General features: G+C 55.2%; 18 protein-coding genes. 16 read left to right on the top strand and 2 right to left on the bottom strand.

Going from position 1 to position 21,491, the window contains the following annotated elements; genetic code table 11:
- Window positions 1-50 precede the first annotated feature (50 nt).
- Window positions 51-854, bottom strand: coding sequence for an inositol-1-monophosphatase (gene suhB, locus E1B03_RS19625; protein WP_003037670.1), 804 nt, complete (start codon window positions 852-854; stop codon window positions 51-53).
- 118 nt (window positions 855-972) lie between these two features.
- Between suhB and trmJ the strand changes: the two genes are divergently transcribed.
- The 11 genes from trmJ (at window position 973) to sseB (ending at window position 9,790) form a co-directional block, all read left to right on the top strand.
- The gene (trmJ, locus tag E1B03_RS19620) at window positions 973-1,704 is read left to right on the top strand and encodes a tRNA (cytosine(32)/uridine(32)-2'-O)-methyltransferase TrmJ (RefSeq protein WP_103771567.1); all 732 of its coding nucleotides are present in this window, start codon (window positions 973-975) and stop codon (window positions 1,702-1,704) included.
- Between the two features lie 239 nt (window positions 1,705-1,943).
- Entirely contained in the window at window positions 1,944-2,435 is a 492-nt protein-coding gene (gene iscR / locus E1B03_RS19615) for a Fe-S cluster assembly transcriptional regulator IscR (protein ID WP_003037674.1), read from the top strand.
- 184 nt (window positions 2,436-2,619) lie between these two features.
- Window positions 2,620-3,834, top strand: a complete 1,215-nt coding sequence (gene iscS / locus E1B03_RS19610; protein WP_003835233.1) for a cysteine desulfurase — start codon at window positions 2,620-2,622, stop codon at window positions 3,832-3,834.
- A gap of 26 nt (window positions 3,835-3,860) precedes the next feature.
- Window positions 3,861-4,247: a Fe-S cluster assembly scaffold IscU gene (gene iscU, locus E1B03_RS19605; protein WP_002913991.1), complete on the top strand. Its 387-nt coding sequence runs from the start codon at window positions 3,861-3,863 to the stop codon at window positions 4,245-4,247.
- Window positions 4,248-4,267: 20 nt separating this feature from the next.
- Window positions 4,268-4,591: an iron-sulfur cluster assembly protein IscA gene (gene iscA, locus E1B03_RS19600; protein ID WP_003835203.1), complete on the top strand. Its 324-nt coding sequence runs from the start codon at window positions 4,268-4,270 to the stop codon at window positions 4,589-4,591.
- 76 nt (window positions 4,592-4,667) lie between these two features.
- On the top strand, window positions 4,668-5,183 hold the full coding sequence (hscB, locus tag E1B03_RS19595) for a co-chaperone HscB (protein WP_133086777.1): 516 nt from the start codon (window positions 4,668-4,670) through the stop codon (window positions 5,181-5,183).
- A 15-nt stretch (window positions 5,184-5,198) separates the two neighbouring features.
- Window positions 5,199-7,049, top strand: a complete 1,851-nt coding sequence (gene hscA, locus E1B03_RS19590) for a Fe-S protein assembly chaperone HscA (protein ID WP_103771569.1) — start codon at window positions 5,199-5,201, stop codon at window positions 7,047-7,049.
- 1 nt (window position 7,050) lies between these two features.
- Entirely contained in the window at window positions 7,051-7,386 is a 336-nt protein-coding gene (gene fdx / locus E1B03_RS19585) for an ISC system 2Fe-2S type ferredoxin (RefSeq protein WP_003037690.1), read from the top strand.
- Window positions 7,387-7,397: 11 nt separating this feature from the next.
- A complete protein-coding gene (gene iscX, locus E1B03_RS19580) occupies window positions 7,398-7,598 on the top strand; it encodes a Fe-S cluster assembly protein IscX (RefSeq protein ID WP_003037694.1) in 201 nt (66 codons plus the stop codon).
- 61 nt (window positions 7,599-7,659) lie between these two features.
- Complete coding sequence (gene pepB / locus E1B03_RS19575) at window positions 7,660-8,943, top strand: aminopeptidase PepB (RefSeq protein ID WP_103771570.1); 1,284 nt, start codon at window positions 7,660-7,662, stop codon at window positions 8,941-8,943.
- Window positions 8,944-9,013: 70 nt separating this feature from the next.
- Window positions 9,014-9,790 carry an enhanced serine sensitivity protein SseB gene (gene sseB / locus E1B03_RS19570; protein WP_133086776.1) on the top strand — a complete coding sequence of 259 codons (777 nt, stop codon included), beginning with the start codon at window positions 9,014-9,016 and terminating at the stop codon, window positions 9,788-9,790.
- Window positions 9,791-9,887: 97 nt separating this feature from the next.
- On the opposite strand, the gene sseA is transcribed toward sseB, so the two are convergent.
- Window positions 9,888-10,733, bottom strand: coding sequence for a 3-mercaptopyruvate sulfurtransferase (gene sseA / locus E1B03_RS19565; protein ID WP_133086775.1), 846 nt, complete (start codon window positions 10,731-10,733; stop codon window positions 9,888-9,890).
- 206 nt (window positions 10,734-10,939) lie between these two features.
- On the opposite strand from sseA, the gene E1B03_RS19560 reads away from it, so the two are divergent.
- The 5 genes from E1B03_RS19560 to rodZ all read left to right on the top strand — a co-directional run bounded on the left by E1B03_RS19560 (window position 10,940) and on the right by rodZ (window position 21,474).
- On the top strand, window positions 10,940-15,874 hold the full coding sequence (locus tag E1B03_RS19560) for an alpha-2-macroglobulin family protein (protein WP_133086774.1): 4,935 nt from the start codon (window positions 10,940-10,942) through the stop codon (window positions 15,872-15,874).
- Entirely contained in the window at window positions 15,875-18,187 is a 2,313-nt protein-coding gene (gene pbpC, locus E1B03_RS19555; RefSeq protein WP_133086773.1) for a peptidoglycan glycosyltransferase PbpC, read from the top strand.
- A 137-nt stretch (window positions 18,188-18,324) separates the two neighbouring features.
- Complete coding sequence (gene ndk / locus E1B03_RS19550) at window positions 18,325-18,756, top strand: nucleoside-diphosphate kinase (protein WP_003037710.1); 432 nt, start codon at window positions 18,325-18,327, stop codon at window positions 18,754-18,756.
- A gap of 268 nt (window positions 18,757-19,024) precedes the next feature.
- On the top strand, window positions 19,025-20,191 hold the full coding sequence (gene rlmN / locus E1B03_RS19545; RefSeq protein WP_003037713.1) for a dual-specificity RNA methyltransferase RlmN: 1,167 nt from the start codon (window positions 19,025-19,027) through the stop codon (window positions 20,189-20,191).
- A gap of 284 nt (window positions 20,192-20,475) precedes the next feature.
- Window positions 20,476-21,474, top strand: a complete 999-nt coding sequence (gene rodZ / locus E1B03_RS19540) for a cytoskeleton protein RodZ (RefSeq protein ID WP_103771577.1) — start codon at window positions 20,476-20,478, stop codon at window positions 21,472-21,474.
- Window positions 21,475-21,491: the final 17 nt, after the last annotated feature.

Below are 21,491 nucleotides of genomic sequence, written 5' to 3'. Positions count from 1 at the left end.
ATTGTAGGCTGGATAAGATGCGAAAGCGTCGCATCCGGCACCACAGCAGATTAACGCTTCAGCGCGTCGCTCAGTTCGTCACGCATGTTCGCCAGCATGGCTTTCACTACGCGCGGGTTACCTGCAACGATGTTGCCGGTCGCCAGATAGTTATGACCGCCGGTGAAGTCACAAACCAGTGCGCCAGCTTCACGAGCAATCAGCTCACCTGCGGCAAAATCCCATGGTTTCAGACCAATTTCGAAGTAGCCGTCAACGCGCGCAGCGGCAACATATGCCAGATCCAGCGCCGCAGAGCCGGTGCGGCGGAAGTCAGCGCACTCGGTAAACATCTTGCCAAGAATTTTCATGTAAGAGGCTGCGTGCTGTTTCGCTTTGAACGGGAAACCGGTAGCGATGATGGTGCCGTCCAGATCGCGGGCGGTGCTGCCACGCAGACGGTAGCCGTTCAGCTGTGCGCCCTGGCCGCGGGTGGCGGTGAACAGTTCGTTACGCATTGGATCGTAAACAACAGCGACTTCAGTACGGCCTTTAATGCGTACCGCGATGGAAACCGCGAAGTGCGGCAGACGTTTTACGAAGTTGGTGGTGCCATCCAGTGGATCGATAACCCATTGAACATCCTGATCTTCACCAGCGTGTTCACCGCTTTCTTCGGTGATGATGGTGTGCTGAGGGTAAGATTTGCGAATAGTTTCGATAATAATCGCTTCGGCGGCTTTATCGACGTTAGTCACGAAATCATTGCTGCCTTTCTGGCTGGTTTCTACAGAGTCTGGTGTTTCGTAGTGTTTGGCAATTACATTACCCGCCTTGCGCGCTGCGCGCACGGCGATGGTCAGCATCGGATGCATCGGTCTCTCTCACTGGATGTTAAAGAACGGGAAAACGGCGCAGAGTATAGCAGCGAGTTCGGAATATGTCTTCGTTTTATGGTAATATGCCCGAATAATCTTTAGCCGAAGAAATACAATGCTGCAAAATATTCGAATCGTGCTGGTGGAAACCTCTCACACTGGCAACATGGGCTCTGTGGCCCGCGCAATGAAAACCATGGGTTTAACCAATCTGTGGCTGGTAAATCCGCTGGTAAAACCGGACTCCCAGGCCATCGCCCTGGCGGCAGGCGCCAGCGATGTGATCGGCAGCGCGCAGATCGTCGACACGCTTGATGAAGCACTGGCGGGTTGTAGTCTGGTGGTAGGTACCAGCGCGCGCTCTCGCACATTGCCGTGGCCGATGCTGGATCCGCGTGAATGCGGTTTAAAAAGCGTCTCTGAAGCGACGAACTCGCCGGTGGCGCTGGTGTTTGGCCGTGAACGCGTTGGCCTGACCAACGAAGAGTTGCAGAAGTGCCATTACCACGTCGCCATTGCCGCGAACCCGGAATACAGTTCGCTCAACCTGGCTATGGCGGTGCAGGTCATCTCTTATGAAGTGCGCATGGCCTGGCTGGCAACGCAGGAAAGCGACAAGATCGCAGCTTACGAAGAAGCTGAGTATCCGCTGGTTGATGATTTAGAGCGCTTTTATGGTCATCTGGAACAAACGTTGTTGTCGACCGGTTTTATCCGCGAAGGGCACCCGGGGCAGGTGATGAACAAGCTGCGTCGTCTGTTCACGCGCGCGCGACCTGAGAGCCAGGAGCTGAACATTCTGCGCGGGATTTTAGCTTCAATCGAACAGCAGAATAAGAGCAAGTAACTGTGCTAATGCAGGATGTGCTTCGCTTATCCGGCCTACGAATCGTGCGGCCAGTAGGCCGGATAAGCGAAGCGCATCCGGCAAACGAATACCGCACGGAACGTCAAATACCTGACTAAATTAGTCAAGTAAATAGTTGACTGATTTAGTCGGGAATGTCAGACTTGCCCCTGCTATGCAATACCCCCATTTTACAATAAAAAACCCCGGGCAGGGGCGAGTTTGAGGCTAAGTAAGACATGAGACTGACATCAAAAGGGCGTTATGCCGTGACCGCAATGTTGGACGTTGCGCTCAACTCCGAAACGGGCCCGGTACCGTTGGCTGATATTTCTGAACGTCAGGGAATTTCCCTGTCATATCTGGAGCAGCTGTTTTCCCGTTTGCGTAAAAACGGTCTGGTTTCCAGCGTTCGTGGACCAGGCGGCGGGTACTTGCTGGGTAAAGATGCCGGCAGCATCGCAGTAGGTGAAGTGATTAGCGCCGTTGACGAGTCTGTAGATGCGACCCGTTGCCAGGGCAAAGGCGGTTGTCAGGGCGGCGATAAGTGCCTGACCCACGCGCTGTGGCGCGATCTGAGCGATCGTCTGACTGGTTTCCTCAACAACATTACGTTGGGCGAGCTGGTGAATAATCAGGAAGTCCTGGATGTGTCTGGTCGCCAGCACACGCATGACGCTCCACGCACTAATCGTGCTCAAGACGCGATTGACGTTAAGTTACGCGCATAATTTGTCCGTTATATTTCGTGCAGCAACTGCGTTGGCCGCACTTGCTGCAACACGAACTATTTAGGGCAAAGATAATAAGATATTAGAGTCAGGCCGGGGTGTTCGACGCCCCGTTAACTCGGTCGTACATCCAGCCGATTGCCTGACTCCTTGCATTGAAGCGATGTACGGAGTTTATAGAGCAATGAAATTACCGATCTATCTCGACTACTCCGCAACCACGCCGGTGGACCCGCGTGTTGCCGAGAAAATGATGCAGTGTCTGACCCTGGACGGAAACTTTGGTAACCCAGCGTCTCGTTCACACCGTTTCGGCTGGCAGGCTGAAGAGGCGGTAGATATCGCCCGTAACCAGATTGCCGACCTCGTGGGCGCTGACCCGCGTGAAATCGTCTTTACTTCCGGTGCGACTGAATCCGATAACCTGGCGATTAAAGGTGCAGCCAACTTTTATCAGAAAAAAGGCAAGCACATCATCACCAGCAAAACCGAACACAAAGCCGTGCTGGATACCTGTCGTCAGCTGGAGCGTGAAGGGTTCGAAGTCACCTACCTCGCCCCGCAGCGCAACGGCATTATCGACCTGAAAGAACTTGAAGCGGCAATGCGTGACGACACCATCCTCGTGTCCATCATGCACGTGAACAACGAAATCGGCGTGGTGCAGGATATCGCGACTATCGGCGAAATGTGCCGTGCGCGCGGCATCATTTATCACGTTGATGCGACCCAGAGCGTGGGCAAACTGCCTATCGACCTGAGCCAGCTGAAAGTTGACCTGATGTCCTTCTCCGGTCACAAAATTTATGGTCCGAAGGGTATCGGCGCGCTGTACGTTCGTCGTAAACCGCGTATTCGTATTGAAGCGCAGATGCATGGCGGCGGTCACGAGCGCGGCATGCGTTCCGGTACTTTGCCTGTGCACCAGATCGTCGGTATGGGTGAAGCTTACCGTATCGCGAAAGAAGAGATGGAAACCGAGATGGCGCGCCTGCGCAGCCTGCGTAACCGTCTGTGGAACGGCGTGAAAGATATGGAAGAGGTGTACCTCAATGGTGACCTCGAGCAGGGCGCACCGAACATTCTCAACGTCAGCTTCAACTTTGTTGAAGGCGAGTCGCTGATTATGGCGCTGAAAGACCTGGCTGTATCCTCCGGTTCTGCATGTACTTCTGCAAGCCTGGAGCCATCCTACGTGCTGCGCGCGCTGGGGATGACCGACGAGCTGGCACACAGCTCAATTCGTTTCTCTTTAGGTCGTTTCACTACCGAAGAAGAGATTGACTACGCCATCAATCTGGTTCGCAACTCCATTGGCCGTCTGCGCGACCTTTCTCCACTGTGGGAAATGTTCAAACAGGGCGTGGATCTGAACAGTATTGAATGGTCACATCACTAATTCGGCACCGATAAGGAGAATTCATCATGGCTTACAGCGAAAAAGTAATCGATCATTACGAGAATCCACGTAACGTGGGCTCTTTTGACAACAGCGACGAGAACGTGGGCAGCGGCATGGTGGGTGCACCGGCCTGTGGCGACGTGATGAAGTTGCAGATCAAAGTCAACAATGAGGGTATCATTGAAGACGCGCGTTTCAAGACTTACGGCTGCGGTTCTGCTATTGCCTCCAGCTCTCTGGTTACCGAATGGGTAAAAGGGAAATCTCTGGATGAAGCACAGGCGATTAAAAACACCGATATCGCAGACGAGCTTGAACTGCCACCGGTGAAAATTCACTGCTCTATTCTGGCTGAAGACGCGATTAAAGCCGCGATTGCGGATTACAAAAGCAAACGTGAAGCAAAATAATTAAGAGTTGAGGTTTTATTATGTCGATTACCTTAAGCGACAGTGCAGCAGCGCGTGTAAATACCTTCCTGGCAAACCGCGGTAAAGGGTTTGGTCTGCGTCTGGGCGTGAGAACCTCCGGCTGCTCAGGTATGGCCTATGTACTGGAATTTGTTGACGAGCCGGCGGCTGAAGATACCGTGTTTGAAGACAAAGGCGTAAAAGTCGTGATCGACGGTAAGAGCCTGCAATTCCTCGACGGTACGCAGTTAGACTTCGTCAAAGAAGGTCTGAACGAAGGGTTTAAGTTCACTAACCCGAACGTGAAAGACGAATGTGGATGCGGCGAAAGCTTCCACGTGTAACGTGCGTCACCCGAAAACCCCACCGTGGCTTTGCTACGTGTGGGGTTTGTTCTAACAGGCTACCCCTGAGAATGTTATGGACTACTTCACCCTCTTTGGCTTACCGGCCCGTTATCAGCTCGATACTCAGGCGCTGAGCCTACGTTTTCAGGATCTACAACGTCAGTATCATCCTGATAAATTCGCCAGCGGTTCCCAGGCGGAACAACTTGCTGCGGTTTCGCAGTCCGCCACTATCAACCAGGCCTGGCAAACGCTGCGTCATCCTTTGATGCGCGCCGAATACTTATTGTCTTTACACGGCTTTGATATTCGCAATGAGCAGCACACAGTGCGTGATACCGCGTTCCTGATGGAGCAACTGGAGCTGCGGGAAGAGCTTGACGAGATCGAGCAGACGAAAGACGAATCGCGACTGGAAAGTTTTATCCAGCGCGTGAAAAAAATGTTTGAAAGTCGCCATCAACTGATGGTGGAACAACTGGATAGCGAGACGTGGGACGCGGCGGCAGATACCGTGCGTAAGCTACGTTTTCTCGATAAACTGCGAAGCAGTGCAGAACAACTCGAAGAAAAACTGCTCGATTTTTAATTTCCGGAAGCGAAAATGGCCTTATTACAAATTAGTGAGCCTGGTCTGAGCGCCGCACCGCACCAGCGTCGTCTGGCGGTAGGTATCGATTTAGGCACTACCAACTCCCTGGTTGCGACCGTACGCAGCGGCCAGGCCGAAACGCTGGCAGACCATGAAGGTCGCCACCTGTTGCCGTCAGTGGTTCACTATCAGCAGCAGGGCTACTCTGTCGGTTACGATGCCCGCGCCAATGCCGCGTTGGATACGGCCAACACCGTCAGTTCGGTAAAACGCATGATGGGCCGCTCTCTGGCGGATATTCAGGTACGTTACCCGCATTTACCTTATACGTTCCAGGCGAGCGAAAACGGCCTGCCGATGATTGAAACCGCAGCCGGTTTGCTTAATCCGGTGCGCGTCTCTGCTGATATTCTGAAAGCGCTGGCTGCACGGGCAACCGAATCGCTGTCCGGTGAACTGGACGGCGTGGTGATCACCGTTCCGGCTTACTTTGACGATGCGCAGCGTCAGGGGACCAAAGACGCCGCGCGTCTGGCGGGCCTGCACGTATTGCGTCTGCTGAACGAACCTACCGCTGCGGCGATCGCGTATGGTCTGGACTCCGGTCAGGAAGGCGTGATTGCGGTCTACGATCTTGGCGGCGGGACTTTTGACATTTCCATTCTGCGCCTGAGTCGCGGCGTGTTTGAAGTGCTGGCGACCGGCGGTGATTCCGCGCTCGGCGGCGACGACTTTGACCATCTGCTGGCCGATTACATTCGCGAGCAGGCGGGCGTGGCCGATCGCAGCGATAACCGCGTACAGCGCGAACTGCTGGATGCCGCGATTGCAGCGAAAATCGCGCTTAGCGACGCCAATTCGGTAACGGTTAACGTGGCGGGATGGCAGGGTGAAATCACCCGAGAAACCTTTAATGAACTTATTTCCGCACTGGTCAAGCGTACGCTGCTGGCCTGCCGACGCGCGCTGAAAGATGCGGGTGTAGAGCCGCAGGACGTGCTGGAAGTGGTGATGGTCGGTGGTTCAACGCGCGTGCCGCTGGTACGTGAACGCGTAGGCGAATTTTTTGGCCGCACGCCGCTGACCTCTATCGACCCGGACAAAGTGGTCGCTATCGGTGCGGCAATCCAGGCAGATATTCTGGTCGGAAATAAACCGGACAGCGAAATGCTGCTGCTGGACGTTATCCCGCTGTCCCTGGGTCTGGAAACCATGGGCGGTCTGGTGGAGAAAGTGATCCCGCGTAACACCACTATCCCGGTGGCGCGTGCGCAGGACTTTACCACCTTTAAAGATGGCCAAACCGCGATGTCCATTCACGTGATGCAAGGCGAACGTGAACTGGTGCAGGACTGCCGTTCACTGGCGCGTTTTGCGCTGCGCGGCATCCCGGCATTGCCGGCAGGCGGCGCGCATATCCGCGTGACCTTCCAGGTAGATGCTGATGGGTTGTTGAGCGTCACCGCTATGGAGAAATCCACCGGCGTTGAGTCCTCAATTCAGGTTAAACCGTCCTACGGTCTTACCGACAGTGAAATCGCCTCCATGATTCAGGATTCGATGAGTTTTGCCGAGCAGGACGTTAAAGCCCGTATGTTGGCAGAACAGAAAGTCGAAGCGGCACGCGTACTGGAAAGTTTATCCGGTGCGCTGAACGCTGATGCCGCGCTGTTAAGCGCCGCAGAACGTCAGGCTATCGACACCGCCGCCGCGCACTTGAGCGAGGTTGCACAGGGTGACGATGTTGACGCGATAGAACAAGCCATTAAAAACGTAGACAAACAAACCCAGGAATTCGCCGCTCGCCGCATGGACAAATCCGTCCGTAGCGCGCTGAAAGGCCATTCCGTGGACGAGGTTTAATATGCCAAAGATTGTTATTTTGCCTCATCAGGATCTCTGTCCCGATGGCGCAGTTCTGGAAGCTGAGACCGGCGAAACCATTCTCGACGTTGCCCTGCGTAACGGGATCGAGATTGAACACGCCTGTGAAAAATCCTGTGCCTGCACTACCTGCCACTGCATCGTGCGTGAAGGTTTTGATTCTTTGCCGGAAAGCACAGAAGAAGAAGACGACATGCTGGATAAAGCCTGGGGACTGGAGCCGGAGAGCCGTTTAAGCTGTCAGGCGCGGGTCACCGAGGACGATTTAGTGGTCGAAATCCCACGTTACACAATCAATCATGCGCGTGAGCATTAACAGAGGGTAGTATGGGACTGAAGTGGACCGATAGCCGCGAGATCGGCGAAGCGCTGTACGACGCGTTCCCCGACCTCGATCCCAAGACCGTTCGTTTCACCGATCTGCATCAATGGATCTGTGACCTGGAAGAGTTCGATGATGATCCTCAGGCATCGAACGAAAAAATCCTTGAGGCCATTTTGCTGGTCTGGCTGGACGAAGCCGAATAAGTCAACGGGCTGCCCACGGGTGGCCCGTTTTCCTGTATGCGCGAAAATAAGGATAAATAAAATGACAGAAGCCATGAAAATTACGCTTTCCACGCAACCCGCCGACGCCCGCTGGGGTGAAAAGGCGACATACAGCATTAATAATGATGGCATTACCCTGCATCTGAACGGAAAAGATGACCTTGGCCTGATCCAGCGCGCCGCCCGTAAAATTGACGGCTTGGGTATTAAACATGTCCAACTGGATGGTGAAGGCTGGGATACCGAACGCAGTTGGGCGTTCTGGCAGGGTTACAAGGGTCCAAAAGGTACTCGCAAAGTTGAGTGGGCCACTCTGGACGAAGCGCAGCGCAAAGAGCTGGATAGCCGTCTGAAGATTATTGACTGGGTGCGCGATACCATTAACGCCCCGGCAGAAGAACTGGGGCCGGAACAACTGGCGCAACGCGCGGTCGACCTGCTGTGCGGCGTGGCTTGTGATAACGTCTCTTACCGGATCACCAAAGGCGAAGATCTGCGTGAGCAGAACTACATGGGATTGCATACCGTAGGCCGCGGCTCTGAACGTCCGCCGGTGCTGCTGGCGCTGGATTACAATCCAACTGGCGATAAAGAAGCCCCGGTTTATGCCTGTCTGGTTGGCAAGGGAATTACCTTTGACTCCGGTGGTTACAGCATCAAGCAAAGCGCATTTATGGACTCAATGAAGTCCGACATGGGCGGTGCAGCAACGGTCACTGGCGCGCTGGCGTTTGCCATCACCCGTGGCCTGAACAAGCGTGTGAAGCTGTATCTGTGCTGCGCGGATAACCTGATCAGCGGCAACGCTTTTAAGCTAGGCGACATTATTCACTATCGCAACGGTAAAAAAGTTGAAGTGATGAATACCGATGCGGAAGGACGCCTGGTGCTGGCCGATGGCCTGATCGACGCCAGCGCGCAGAAACCAGAGCTGATTATTGATGCCGCCACGCTGACCGGTGCGGCAAAAACTGCGCTGGGCAACGATTACCACGCGCTGTTTAGCTTTGACGATCGGCTGGCTGCTCGCCTGCTGGCAAGTGCGGCGCAAGAAAACGAACCGTTCTGGCGTCTGCCGCTGGCCGAGTTCCACCGTAGCCAGCTGCCGTCTAACTTTGCTGAACTGAATAACACCGGCAGTGCGGCTTACCCGGCGGGCGCAAGCACCGCGGCGGGTTTCCTGTCCCATTTCGTGGAAAACTATCAGCAAGGCTGGCTGCACATCGACTGCTCTGCAACCTATCGCAAAGCGCCGGTTGAGCAGTGGTCTGCGGGTGCAACCGGTCTGGGTGTGCGCACTATCGCGAATCTGCTGACTGCCTAATTCATGACTGTATTGCCGGATGGCGCTACGCTTATCCGGCCTACATGTATTCATCTAATTTGTGATCTCTATGTCCGAATCAAAAAATGAACTAGAAACATTGCTGGAACAAGCGGCGACAGAGCCTGCACATCGTCCGGCATTTTTCCGTACTTTACTGGAGTCCACCGTCTGGGTGCCGGGTACAGCCGCAGAAGGCGAGGCGGTGGTTGAAGACAGCGCTCTCGATCTGCAGCACTGGGAGAAAGAAGACGGCACGACCGTGATCCCGTTCTTCACCTCCCTCGAAGCCTTGCAACAGGCGGTGGAAGATGAACAAGCGTTTGTCGTGATGCCGGTGCGCACGTTGTTTGAAATGACACTGGGCGAAACGCTGTTTCTCAACGCGAAGCTGCCGACCGGCAAAGAATTTATGCCGCGTGAAATCAGCCTGCTGATAGGGGAAGAGGGGAATCCGCTGAGCACCCAGGAAGTTCTCGAAGGCGGTGAATCGCTGATCCTCTCTGAAGTCGCCGAGCCTCCGGCGCAGATGATTGATTCCCTGACCACGCTGTTTAAAACCATTAAGCCGGTAAAGCGCGCGTTTCTCTGCTCAATCAAAGAAAGCGCGGACGCCCAGCCGAATCTGCTGATTGGTATTGAAGCGGAAGGGGATATTGAAGAAATCATCCACGCTGCGGGCAGCGTCGCGACCGACACATTGCCGGGCGATGAACCCATTGATATCTGTCAGGTGAGGAAAGGTGAGAAGGGCGTCAGCCACTTTATCACTGAGCACATCGCCCCGTTCTATGAGCGCCGCTGGGGTGGTTTCCTGCGCGACTTTAAACAGAACCGGATTATCTAAAAGACCTGGCCGGGGGCGACGCATACGTCTTACCCGGCCAGGGATGTGCACTATTTTGTAGGCCGGATAAGCAAAGCGCCATCCGGCATTTCCTGCCTTATAATACCGGTTCTACCGGTAAATCGTTACGAGCTCCCCATTCGCTCCACGCCCCGTCATACAATGCGACGTTAGAAACGCCCAGCGTGGCAAGCGCCAGTACAACAACGGCAGCCGTTACGCCGGAGCCGCAGCTGGCGATGATGGGGCGGTCAAAGCTTACGCCGTGGCTGAAGAAAATAGCATCCAGTTCGTCGGTGGTTTTCAGTTCGCCGTCACGAACCAGCTCTGTCCACGGTACGTTAAGCGCACCGGGCACATGACCACGTTTCAGGCCTGGACGCGGCTCGTCAACTTCAGCATTAAAACGCGCAGCCGGGCGGGCATCGACGATTTGCGCCGTTTTTTCATGACTGGCCAGTAGAACATCGGTAACGCGCACAACCGCTTCAGGCGTAAAGGCCACGTTAAATTCACCCTCAGGTAAATTCTCATTTCCTTCCTGAAGCATTAGCTCGTCGCGCTGCCAGCCTGCCAGACCGCCCGCCAGGATAGAGACATTCTCAACGCCAAATGTCCGCAGCATCCACCACGCGCGTGGAGCAGAAAACAGGTTGCCGTCATCGTAGACAACCAGATGCTTATCCTGGTTAACGCCCAGCTCACGCATGGCTACGGCAAAGGCTTCCGGGCGCGGCATCATATGCGGTAGCGGTGACGTATGGTCGGAAAGTGCTTCAATATCAAAAAAGGCTGCGCCAGGAATATGGCCCGCACGATACTCCTCGCCAACATCGCGATCTTCCTGTCCTGGAGGTGCCATCCGGGCATCAAGGATTTGTATTTCCGGGTCATCAATGTGTTCGGCAAGCCAGTCGGCTGCGACAAAGAAGGCGGTGGTCATAGGCATCTCCATTTTTACCAGGTTTTGGCAAATTGTCGGACGTTTAGTGCAAAGCGACAAGTAAAAGAGGCCGATTTGTCAGGCGAATCCACATTAATCATGAAAATTAGGACTACGTTGTGCAGTTACTGACTTCCACAGCCGGAAATCTGACGCATAATAGTTGTTCTACGTAGCTAACGGGCCACTACGGCCAGGGATGAAAAATGAAACATTTACGCGTAGCGGCCTGCATGCTGATGCTGGCTCTGGTCGGGTGCGATAATAACAACGAAAAATCACCGACGGCTGCGAAGCCTGACACGCCTGCACCGCAAACTGCGCCAGCAAAAGATAAGGCTCAATTACAAAAGCTGATGCAGCAAAGTCAGGGCAAATCGCTCACGCTGCTGGATGCCTCAGAGGTCCAGCTCGACGGTGCGGCAACGCTCGTGTTGACCTTCTCCATTCCCCTCGATCCTGAACAAGATTTTTCCCGCGTCGTGCACGTTGTTGATAAAAAAAGCGGCAAAGTGGATGGTGCCTGGGAGCTGGCGCCAAATCTGAAAGAGCTACGCTTACGCCATCTCGAACCTAACCGCGAACTGGTGGTTACTATTGAGCGTGATTTGCTGGCGCTCAATAAAGCGACGTTCGCTATCGACTATGAAAAAAATATTACCACTCGCGACGTCCAGCCAAGCGTAGGCTTCGCCAGTCGCGGCTCGCTGCTGCCTGGAAAAGTGATTGAAGGGCTGCCGGTTATGGCCCTTAACGTTAATAGCGTGGATGTTAACTTCTTTCGCGTGAAGCCTGAGTCGCTCGGCGCGTTTGTCAGCCAGTGGGAATACCGCAATTCGTTGGCAAACTGGGAGTCCGATAATCTGCTGAAAATGGCGGAACTGGTTTATACCGGACGTTTTGACCTCAATCCGGCGCGTAACACTCGGGAGAAGCTGCTGCTACCGCTGAGTGATATCAAGCCGTTGCAGCAAGCCGGCGTTTACATTGCGGTGATGAATCAGGCTGGACAATACAACTACAGCAATGCCGCTACGCTGTTTACGCTCAGCGATATTGGTGTGTCTGCCCACCGTTACCACGAGCAACTGGATGTCTTTACGCAGAGTCTGGAAAACGGCGCCGCGCAGCAGGGGATTGAGGTCACGTTACTCAACGAAAAAGGGCAGACTCTGGCGCAGGCTACCAGCGATGCGCAGGGTCATGTCACGCTTAAGACCGATAAAGACGCTGCCTTATTGCTGGCCCGCAAAGACGGGCAAACCACGCTGCTGGATCTGAAGCTTCCGGCGTTGGATCTGGCTGAGTTTGATATTGCTGGCGCACCGGGATACAGCAAACAGTTCTTTATGTTTGGTCCCCGTGACCTCTATCGCCCCGGCGAAACGGTGATCCTTAACGGATTACTGCGTGACAGCGACGGCAAAACGTTACCCGACCAGCCGGTGAAGCTGGAAGTCGTCAAGCCCGACGGACAAGTGTTACGCTCGGTAGTTAGCCAGCCGGAGAACGGTCTGTACCGCTTTAGCTGGCCGCTGGACAGCAGCGCGCCAACCGGTATGTGGCATATTCGTGCCAATACTGGCGACAACCAGTCACGGATGTGGGATTTCCACGTCGAAGATTTTATGCCGGAGCGGATGGCGCTCAATCTCTCCGCCAATAAGATGCCGGTGGCCCCAACTGATGAAGTGACGTTCTCGGTGGTGGGGTACTATCTGTACGGTGCGCCCGCTAACGGCAATGCTCTGCAAGGGCAGCTTTTCCTGCGACCGCTGCGCGAAGCGGTGCAGACGCTGCCTGGGTTCCAGTTTGGTAATATTGCCGAAGAAAACCTATCCCGCAGCCTCGATGAAGTTCAGCTTACTCTGGATGAACATGGTCGCGGCGAAGTAACAACCAACAGCCAATGGCGGGAGACCCATTCTCCGCTACAGGTGGTTTTGCAAGCCAGCCTGCTGGAGTCGGGTGGCCGTCCGGTGACGCGTCGGGTTGAGCAAGCCATCTGGCCTGCGGATACGCTGCCGGGCATTCGTCCGCAGTTTGCGGCGAAAGCCGTTTATGACTACCGCACTGATACCACAGTGAATCAGCCCATTGTCGATGAAGACAGTAACGCCGCTTTCGATATTGTGTATGCCGATGCGCAAGGCGAGAAAAAAGCGGTGTCTGGTTTGCAGGTGCGTTTGATCCGTGAACGCCGTGATTATTACTGGAACTGGTCTGAAGGCGAGGGCTGGCAATCCCAGTTCGATCAAAAAGATCTGGTCGAAGGTGAGCAGACTCTTGATCTTAAGGCCGATGAAACCGGTAAAGTCAGCTTCCCGGTTGAATGGGGCGCCTATCGTCTGGAAGTCAAAGCCCCGAATGATGCGGTGAGCAGCGTACGCTTCTGGGCGGGTTATAGCTGGCAGGATAACAGCGACGGTAGCGGGGCGGTGCGTCCCGATCGCGTGACCCTGAAACTGGATAAACCCAGCTATCGTCCTGGCGATACTATGAAGCTGCACATTGCCGCTCCCGCTGCTGGTAAAGGCTATGCGATGGTGGAATCCAGCGAAGGCCCACTGTGGTGGCAAGAGATAGACGTGCCGGCGAATGGTCTTGATATTTCCATTCCGGTTGATAAAACCTGGAATCGCCACGATTTGTATCTCAGCGCGCTGGTGGTTCGTCCTGGCGACAAGTCTCGTTCGGCTACGCCAAAACGGGCGGTCGGCTTACTGCATTTACCGTTAGGCGATGAAAACCGCCGCCTGGGACTGGCGCTGGAAAGCCCGGCGAAAATACGGCCAAATCAGCCGTTGACCGTCAAAATCAAAGCCAGCGTTAAAAATGGTGAGGTGCCAAAACAGGTTAACGTGCTGGTCTCTGCCGTTGACAGCGGCGTGTTGAACATTACCGATTACGCCACGCCGGATCCGTGGCAGGCGTTTTTCGGACAAAAACGCTATGGCGCGGATATTTATGATATTTATGGCCAGGTGATCGAAGGGCAAGGACGTCTGGCGGCGCTGCGCTTTGGTGGTGATGGCGATGAGTTAAAACGCGGCGGTAAGCCACCGGTCAATCACGTCAATATCGTGGCGCAACAGGCGTTGCCGGTCACGCTTAACGATCAGGGCGAAGGTACGGTGACGTTGCCGATTGGTGATTTCAACGGCGAACTGCGGGTAATGGCGCAGGCCTGGACGGCGGATGATTTCGGCAGCAGCGAAAGCAAAGTGATTGTCGCCGCGCCGGTGATTGCTGAACTGAATATGCCGCGCTTTCTGGCGGGGGGGGATACCTCACGCCTGACGCTGGACGTGACCAACCTGACCGATAAACCGCAAACGCTGAATATTAAGCTCGCGGCCAACGGTTTGCTGGAACTGATGGGGCAAGATCCCGCCCCGGTGAATCTGGCGCCAGGCGTACGGACGACAATGTTTATTCCGGTGCGGGCACGGGAGGGTTTTGGCGATGGCGAAATTCAGGCAGAAATTAGCGGTCTGACTTTACCGGGTGAAACGCTGCCTGTTCAGCATAAACAGTGGAAGATTGGCGTGCGCCCGGCGTTCCCGGCGCAAACCGTTAATAACGGCGTCGCACTTCAGCCGGGCGCAACCTGGCAGGTTCCGGGCGAAGAACTGACCAATTTCTCCCCGGCGACGATGCAGGGGCAACTGCTGTTCAGCGGTAAGCCGCCCCTGAATCTGGCGCGCTACATCCGTGAACTGAAAGCTTATCCTTACGGTTGCCTCGAGCAAACGGCGAGCGGGTTGTTCCCATCTTTATACACCAACGCCGCGCAGCTGAAAGCGTTAGGCATTGCGGGCGACAGCGATGAAAAACGCCGTGCGGCAGTAGAGATTGGGATCTCTCGTTTACTGCAAATGCAGCGTGATAACGGCGGTTTTGCGCTATGGGATAAGAACGGGTCGGAAGAGTACTGGCTGACCGCATATGTGATGGATTTCCTCGTGCGAGCGAATGAACAGGGCTACAGCGTCCCGGCGGAGGTGATTAACCGGGGTAACGAGCGGCTGCTGCGCTATTTGCAGGATCCAGGCATGATGTCGATTCGCTATACCGACGACGCATCAGCAAGCCGGTTTGCCGTCCAGGCCTATGCCGCACTGGTACTTGCTCGTCAGCAGAAAGCTCCGCTCGGCGCTTTGCGTGAGATCTGGGAGCGACGAGCGCAGGCGGCTTCTGGTTTACCGTTGTTGCAACTGGGGATAGCGCTGAAAAACATGGGCGATGCCAGCCGCAGCGAACAGGCGTTGACGCTGGCGCTGAATACGCCACGCCGCGAAACGCAGCAGTGGATGGCGGATTACGGCAGTCAGCTACGCGACAACGCGCTGATGCTGGCATTGCTGGAGGAAAACAAACTCAAACCGGACGTGCAGAATACGCTGCTGAACACCTTGTCAGAGCAGGCCTTTGGCCAGCGCTGGCTCTCTACTCAGGAAAATAATGCGCTGTTCCTTGCCGCGCGTACGCTACAGGACTTGCCTGGTACATGGCAGGCGCAAACGTCACTCTCTGAACAGCCGTTAGCTGGGGAGAAATCACAGACGCGTAATCTGGATGCCGATGCGTTGTCAACGCTGAGCGTCACCAATACCGGTAATCTGCCGCTGTGGCTGCGTCTGGATGTGAGCGGTTACCCGCACACCTCACCGACGCCTGCCAGTAACGTCCTGCACATTGAGCGTCAGGTCCTCGGGCTTGACGGTAGCAGCAAATCGCTGGATTCTCTGCGCAGCGGCGAGCTGGTGCTGGTCTGGCTGGAGGTGAAAGCCAGCCAGAACGTGCCGGATGCGCTGGTGGTCGACTTACTGCCAGCCGGCCTGGAACTGGAAAACCAGAATCTTGCCAACGGCAGCGCCAGCCTGCAGGATAGCGGCAGCGAAGTGGCGAATCTGCTCAATCAGATGCAGCAGGCGGATATCCAGCACGTTGAGTTCCGTGACGATCGCTTTGTTGCCGCAGTGGCGGTCAACGAAGGACAACCGGTTACGCTGGTGTATCTGGCGCGGGCGGTAACGCCGGGGACCTACCAGGTTCCTGTCCCACAGGTGGAATCAATGTATGTTCCGCAGTGGCGCGCGACCGGTGCGACAGAGGGACTTTTGATTGTCAGACCGTAAATGATGTGCGGGTTGGGTAAACGCGGCTGCTGGCTCTGGCTGGCAGCCGTTGCACTGGTGTTTGTGGCGGTTGTTTGGGCGGCAGACAAAATTTGGCCGCTGCCGCTGCACGAAGTCGATCCCGCACGCGTCGTGGTGGCGCACGATGGAACGCCGCTATGGCGCTTCGCCGATGCGGACGGTATCTGGCGTTATCCGGTAACCATCGATGAGGTATCACCCCGCTACCTCGAGGCATTGATCAATTACGAAGACCGCTGGTTCTGGAAACATCCCGGCGTCAATCCGTTTTCAGTGCTGCGCGCGGCATGGCAGGACCTCTCCTCTGGGCGTGTAGTTTCTGGCGGCAGTACGCTGACCATGCAGGTGGCACGCTTACTCGACCCCCACCCACGCACCTTCGGCGGCAAGTTCCGCCAGCTCTGGCGGGCATTGCAGCTGGAATGGCATCTCTCCAAGCGCGACATCCTGACGCTGTATCTTAACCGTGCGCCGTTTGGCGGCACGCTGCAGGGCGTAGGGGCGGCAAGCTGGGCCTATCTTGGCAAATCACCCGCACAATTGAGCTACTCCGATGCCGCGCTGCTGGCGGTGCTGCCACAGGCGCCGAGCCGTCTGCGCCCGGACCGCTGGCCTGATCGCGCGCAAGCGGCGCGTAATAAAGTGCTCGAACGCATGGCAACACAGGGTGTTTGGCCCGCAAAACAGGTGCAGGAGTCACGCGAAGAGCCGGTCTGGCTGGCACCCAGACAAATGCCGCAGCTAGCGCCGTTATTCTCGCGCATGATGCTGGGAAAAAGCCGAAGCGATAAAATCGTGACCACCCTTGACGCCGGGTTGCAGCGCCAACTGGAAGAGCTGGCGCAAAACTGGAAGGGGCGCTTACCTGCGCGCAGTTCGCTGGCGATGATTGTGGTCGATCACACCGATATGAGCGTGCGTGGCTGGGTGGGATCGGTTGATATGAATGATGACTCACGCTTTGGTCATGTGGATATGGTTAATGCAATCCGTTCGCCGGGGTCGGTGCTGAAACCGTTTATCTACGGTCTGGCGCTGGATGACGGACTCATTCACCCGGCCTCGTTGTTGCAGGATGTCCCGCGGCGAACCGGGGACTATCGGCCAGGGAATTTTGACAGCGGTTTTCACGGTCCAGTAAGCATGAGCGAGGCGCTGGTTCGTTCGCTGAATTTACCCGCCGTGCAGGTACTTGAAGCCTATGGCCCGAAGCGTTTTGCCGCATCGTTACGTAATGTCGGCTTACCGTTATATCTGCCCGCAGGGGCTGCGCCGAATCTGTCGCTGATTTTAGGCGGCGCGGGGGCAAGGCTGGAAGACATGGCCGCCGCCTACAGCGTCTTTGCCCGCCACGGGAAGGCGGCTAAATTGCGTCTGCAGCCGACAGACCCGTTATTGGAACGACCACTGATGTCGGCAGGTGCGGCGTGGATTATTCGCCGCGTTATGGCTGATGAAGCGCAACCGCTACCGGATAACGCGCTGAGCAGAGTGGTTCCGTTGGCGTGGAAAACGGGCACCAGTTATGGTTATCGTGATGCGTGGGCGATTGGCGTTAACGCTCGTTATGTGATTGGTATCTGGACCGGCAGACCCGACGGAACGCCGGTGGTGGGTCAGTTTGGTTTTGCCAGCGCCGTACCGCTGCTTAATCAGGTCAATAATCTTCTGCTCTCTCGTGGGACAAATCAGCCGGAAGATCCGCGTCCTGAATCCGTTAGCCGCGGCGTGGTGTGCTGGCCGGGTGGGCAATCTCTTGCGCCCGGGGACAGCAATTGTCGACGCCGTCTGGCAACCTGGCTACTGGATGGCAGCCAGCCGCCAACGCTGTTATTACCCGAGCAGGAAGGAGTTAACGGTATTCGTTTCCCCGTCTGGCTGGACGATCAAGGTAAGCGTGTGGCGGCGGATTGTCCTCAGGCACGCGAACAAACCTTAATCGTCTGGCCTTTGCCACTGGAGCCATGGCTGCCGGAGTCAGAGCGGCGTGGGGCGAGATTACCACCGGTTTCTACCACGTGTCCGCCGTTGGGACAGGACGCTTCGCAGCCGTTGCAGTTGACAGGGGTGCGTGATGGCGCGATTGTGAAGCGTTTACCGGGGTCAGCACAGGCTTCATTGCCGGTGCAAACCAGTGGCGGGACAGGCGAACGTTGGTGGTTTCTTAACGGTGAACGGCTGAGTGACCGTGGACGTCGTCTTACGCTAAGTCTTGCGACCAAAGGGGATTACCAACTGCTGGTGATGGATGACGCCGGACAGGTGGCGACGGTGAGATTTTCGTTGCAGTAGACCAGTTGGTGACGCTTTGTTGCTAAATTTCATCTTATTTTAAAGAAATGTTACCTTCGTCAATGGTCAATTGCCGGGATGCTCTTTATAATCCGCGCCAGGTAAACCACAACAAAACATCTTTTTCAGAGGTAATCATGGCTATTGAACGTACTTTTTCCATCATCAAACCAAACGCGGTGGCAAAAAACGTTATTGGCAGCATCTTTGCGCGCTTTGAAGCAGCAGGGTTCAAAATTGTCGGTACTAAAATGCTGCACCTGACCGTTGAGCAGGCGCGTGGTTTCTATGCTGAGCACGACGGCAAGCCGTTCTTTGACGGCCTGGTTGAATTCATGACCTCTGGTCCGATTGTTGTTTCCGTACTGGAAAGCGAAAATGCCGTACAGCGTCACCGCGATCTGCTGGGCGCAACCAACCCGGCAAATGCGCTGGCCGGTACCCTGCGTGCAGACTACGCTGACAGCTTCACCGAGAACGGTACCCACGGTTCTGATTCCGTTGAATCTGCCGCTCGCGAAATCGCCTATTTCTTTGGTGAGGGTGAGGTTTGCCCGCGCACTCGCTAATCTCCTGCGTCTTTCATGTCGCAGTGCTGTAGGCCGGATAAGCGTTTAGCGCATCCGGCTCTGCTTTGCCTGATGGCGACGCTGATGCGTCTTATCAGGCCTATGATCTTCCTTTACATATTATTTTCGCTAATGCTTCGTGCAAACGTGGCATCCCTGCGCCAGACTTTGTACAATGCAACGCCCCGGAAGAGCAGATCGCTTGCCGGGGCGTTTCTTTTTAACCCTCCACGGGCCACAACGTGTAACAACGAGGCCGGAAAAAATTATGTCTGAATTAGTTAACACCTCTGAAGTCGTCATTCCTGCGGTTCCAAATAAAAATGGAAAAATTAACCTGCTGGATCTGAACCGTCAGCAAATGCGCGAATTCTTCAAAGAGATGGGCGAAAAACCGTTTCGTGCCGATCAGGTCATGAAGTGGATGTACCACTATTGCAGCGATAACTTTGATGACATGACTGACATCAATAAGGTGCTGCGTAACAAGCTGAAAGAAGTGGCTGAAATTCGCGCCCCGGAAGTGGTGGAAGAGCAGCGTTCTTCTGACGGTACGATCAAATGGGCCATTGCAGTTGGCGATCAGCGCGTTGAAACGGTGTATATCCCGGAAGACGATCGCGCGACCCTGTGTGTTTCTTCACAGGTCGGTTGTGCATTAGAGTGTAAATTCTGCTCTACGGCGCAACAGGGCTTCAACCGTAACCTGCGGGTATCGGAGATCATTGGTCAGGTCTGGCGCGCGGCGAAAATCGTTGGTGCGGTAAAAGCAACGGGCGTGCGTCCTATCACCAACGTGGTGATGATGGGGATGGGCGAACCACTGCTCAACCTGACCAACGTGGTTCCGGCGATGGAAATCATGCTGGATGACTTCGGTTTCGGGCTGTCCAAGCGCCGCGTCACGCTCTCCACCTCAGGCGTTGTCCCTGCGCTGGATAAGCTGGGCGATATGATTGATGTTGCGCTAGCGATTTCTCTGCATGCGCCGAACGATGAAATTCGTGACGAAATTGTACCTATCAACAAAAAGTACAATATCGAAACGTTCCTTGGCGCGGTGCGTCGTTATCTGGAGAAGTCCAACGCCAATCAGGGTCGTGTGACCATTGAGTATGTAATGTTGGATCACATCAATGATGGTACTGAACACGCGCATCAGCTGGCAGAATTGCTGAAGGATACGCCGTGTAAGATCAACCTGATCCCGTGGAACCCGTTCCCTGGCGCGCCGTATGGTCGTAGTTCTAACAGCCGTATCGATCGTTTCTCTAAAGTGTTGATGAGCTATGGTTTCACCACCATCGTGCGTAAAACACGTGGTGATGACATCGATGCAGCCTGCGGCCAGCTGGCAGGTGACGTTATCGACCGTACCAAGCGTACTCTGCGTAAGCGTATGCAGGGTGATGCTATCGACATCAAGACCGTTTGATGTTGAGTGCACTACGGTATAATTCATGTACCGTAGTGCAACGTAAGCCAGATGAGGTTCTTTGTTGTCGTCGTCAGGTCAATAATAACGGTGCGTTTTTGTCGACTTTAAGGCAGTATGTAACGGCGCAACAAGCGTTTAACCCTCAGGTTTACGCTGTTTTGTCATTGATAGTCTGACCGTTTTATACTGTCTGACGAAGTTTAACTGACCAGATGTTTCGCGGTGTGGGTGAGCATTGTGGCTCGCCGGCATCAGAACCCAAATTTACGCAGCTGTAGCGAATGAATACTGAAGCCACGCACGACAAAAATGAAGCACTATCCACCGGCGTTCGTCTGCGCAATGCCCGTGAACAACTCGGATTCAGCCAGCAGGCAGTCGCGGAGCGACTTTGCCTGAAGGTCTCCACGGTACGCGATATTGAAGAAGATAAGGCGCCAGCCGATCTCGCTTCAACATTTCTGCGCGGGTATATCCGTTCTTATGCGCGTCTGGTGCATATTCCTGAAGAAGAACTGTTGCCAGGGCTGGAAAAACAGGCTCCGATTCGTCCTGCCAAAGTCGCACCGATGCAGAGTTTCTCGCTCGGTAAGCGTCGTAAGAAACGCGACGGCTGGTTAATGACCTTTACCTGGCTGGTACTGTTTGTTGTTGTCGGACTGACGGGGGCCTGGTGGTGGCAGAACCATAAAGCGCAGCAGGAAGAGATCACCACCATGGCCGATCAATCCTCCGCTGAGCTGAATGCCGGTAAAGAGGGTGCGCAGAGCGTACCGTTAGATACCAGTGCCGCAGCGGGCCAGGAGACTTCCCCGGCGCCAGATGATGGCGCGGTGGCAGACGCAGCGCCTGCGCCAGATGTTGCAGCGACCCCGGCACCAGCCGCGGATGCGCAACAAAATGCCGTTGTGGCGCCTTCGCAGGCTAACGTTGATACCGCAGCTGCTGCGCCTACAGCGCCGGCTACCGCAGCACCGCTACCGACGGATCAGGCTGGCGTGACGACACCAGCGGCCGATCCTAACGCGTTGGTGATGAACTTTACTGCCGATTGCTGGCTGGAAGTCACCGATGCCACCGGTAAAAAACTGTTCAGCGGGATGCAGCGTAAAGACGGCAATCTGAACCTGACCGGTCAGGCGCCGTACAAACTGAAAATTGGCGCACCGGCAGCAGTGCAGATTCAGTTCCAGGGTAAACCTGTCGATCTGAGTCGTTTTATCAGAACTAACCAGGTTGCGCGTCTGACCGTTAATGCCGAACAATCACCGGCTCAGTAACAGACGGCAATGCGGGA

Source organism: Citrobacter arsenatis, from assembly GCF_004353845.1.
Taxonomy (GTDB): Bacteria; Pseudomonadota; Gammaproteobacteria; order Enterobacterales; family Enterobacteriaceae; genus Citrobacter; species Citrobacter arsenatis.
This window is presented reverse-complemented; position numbering and strand designations above follow the sequence as displayed.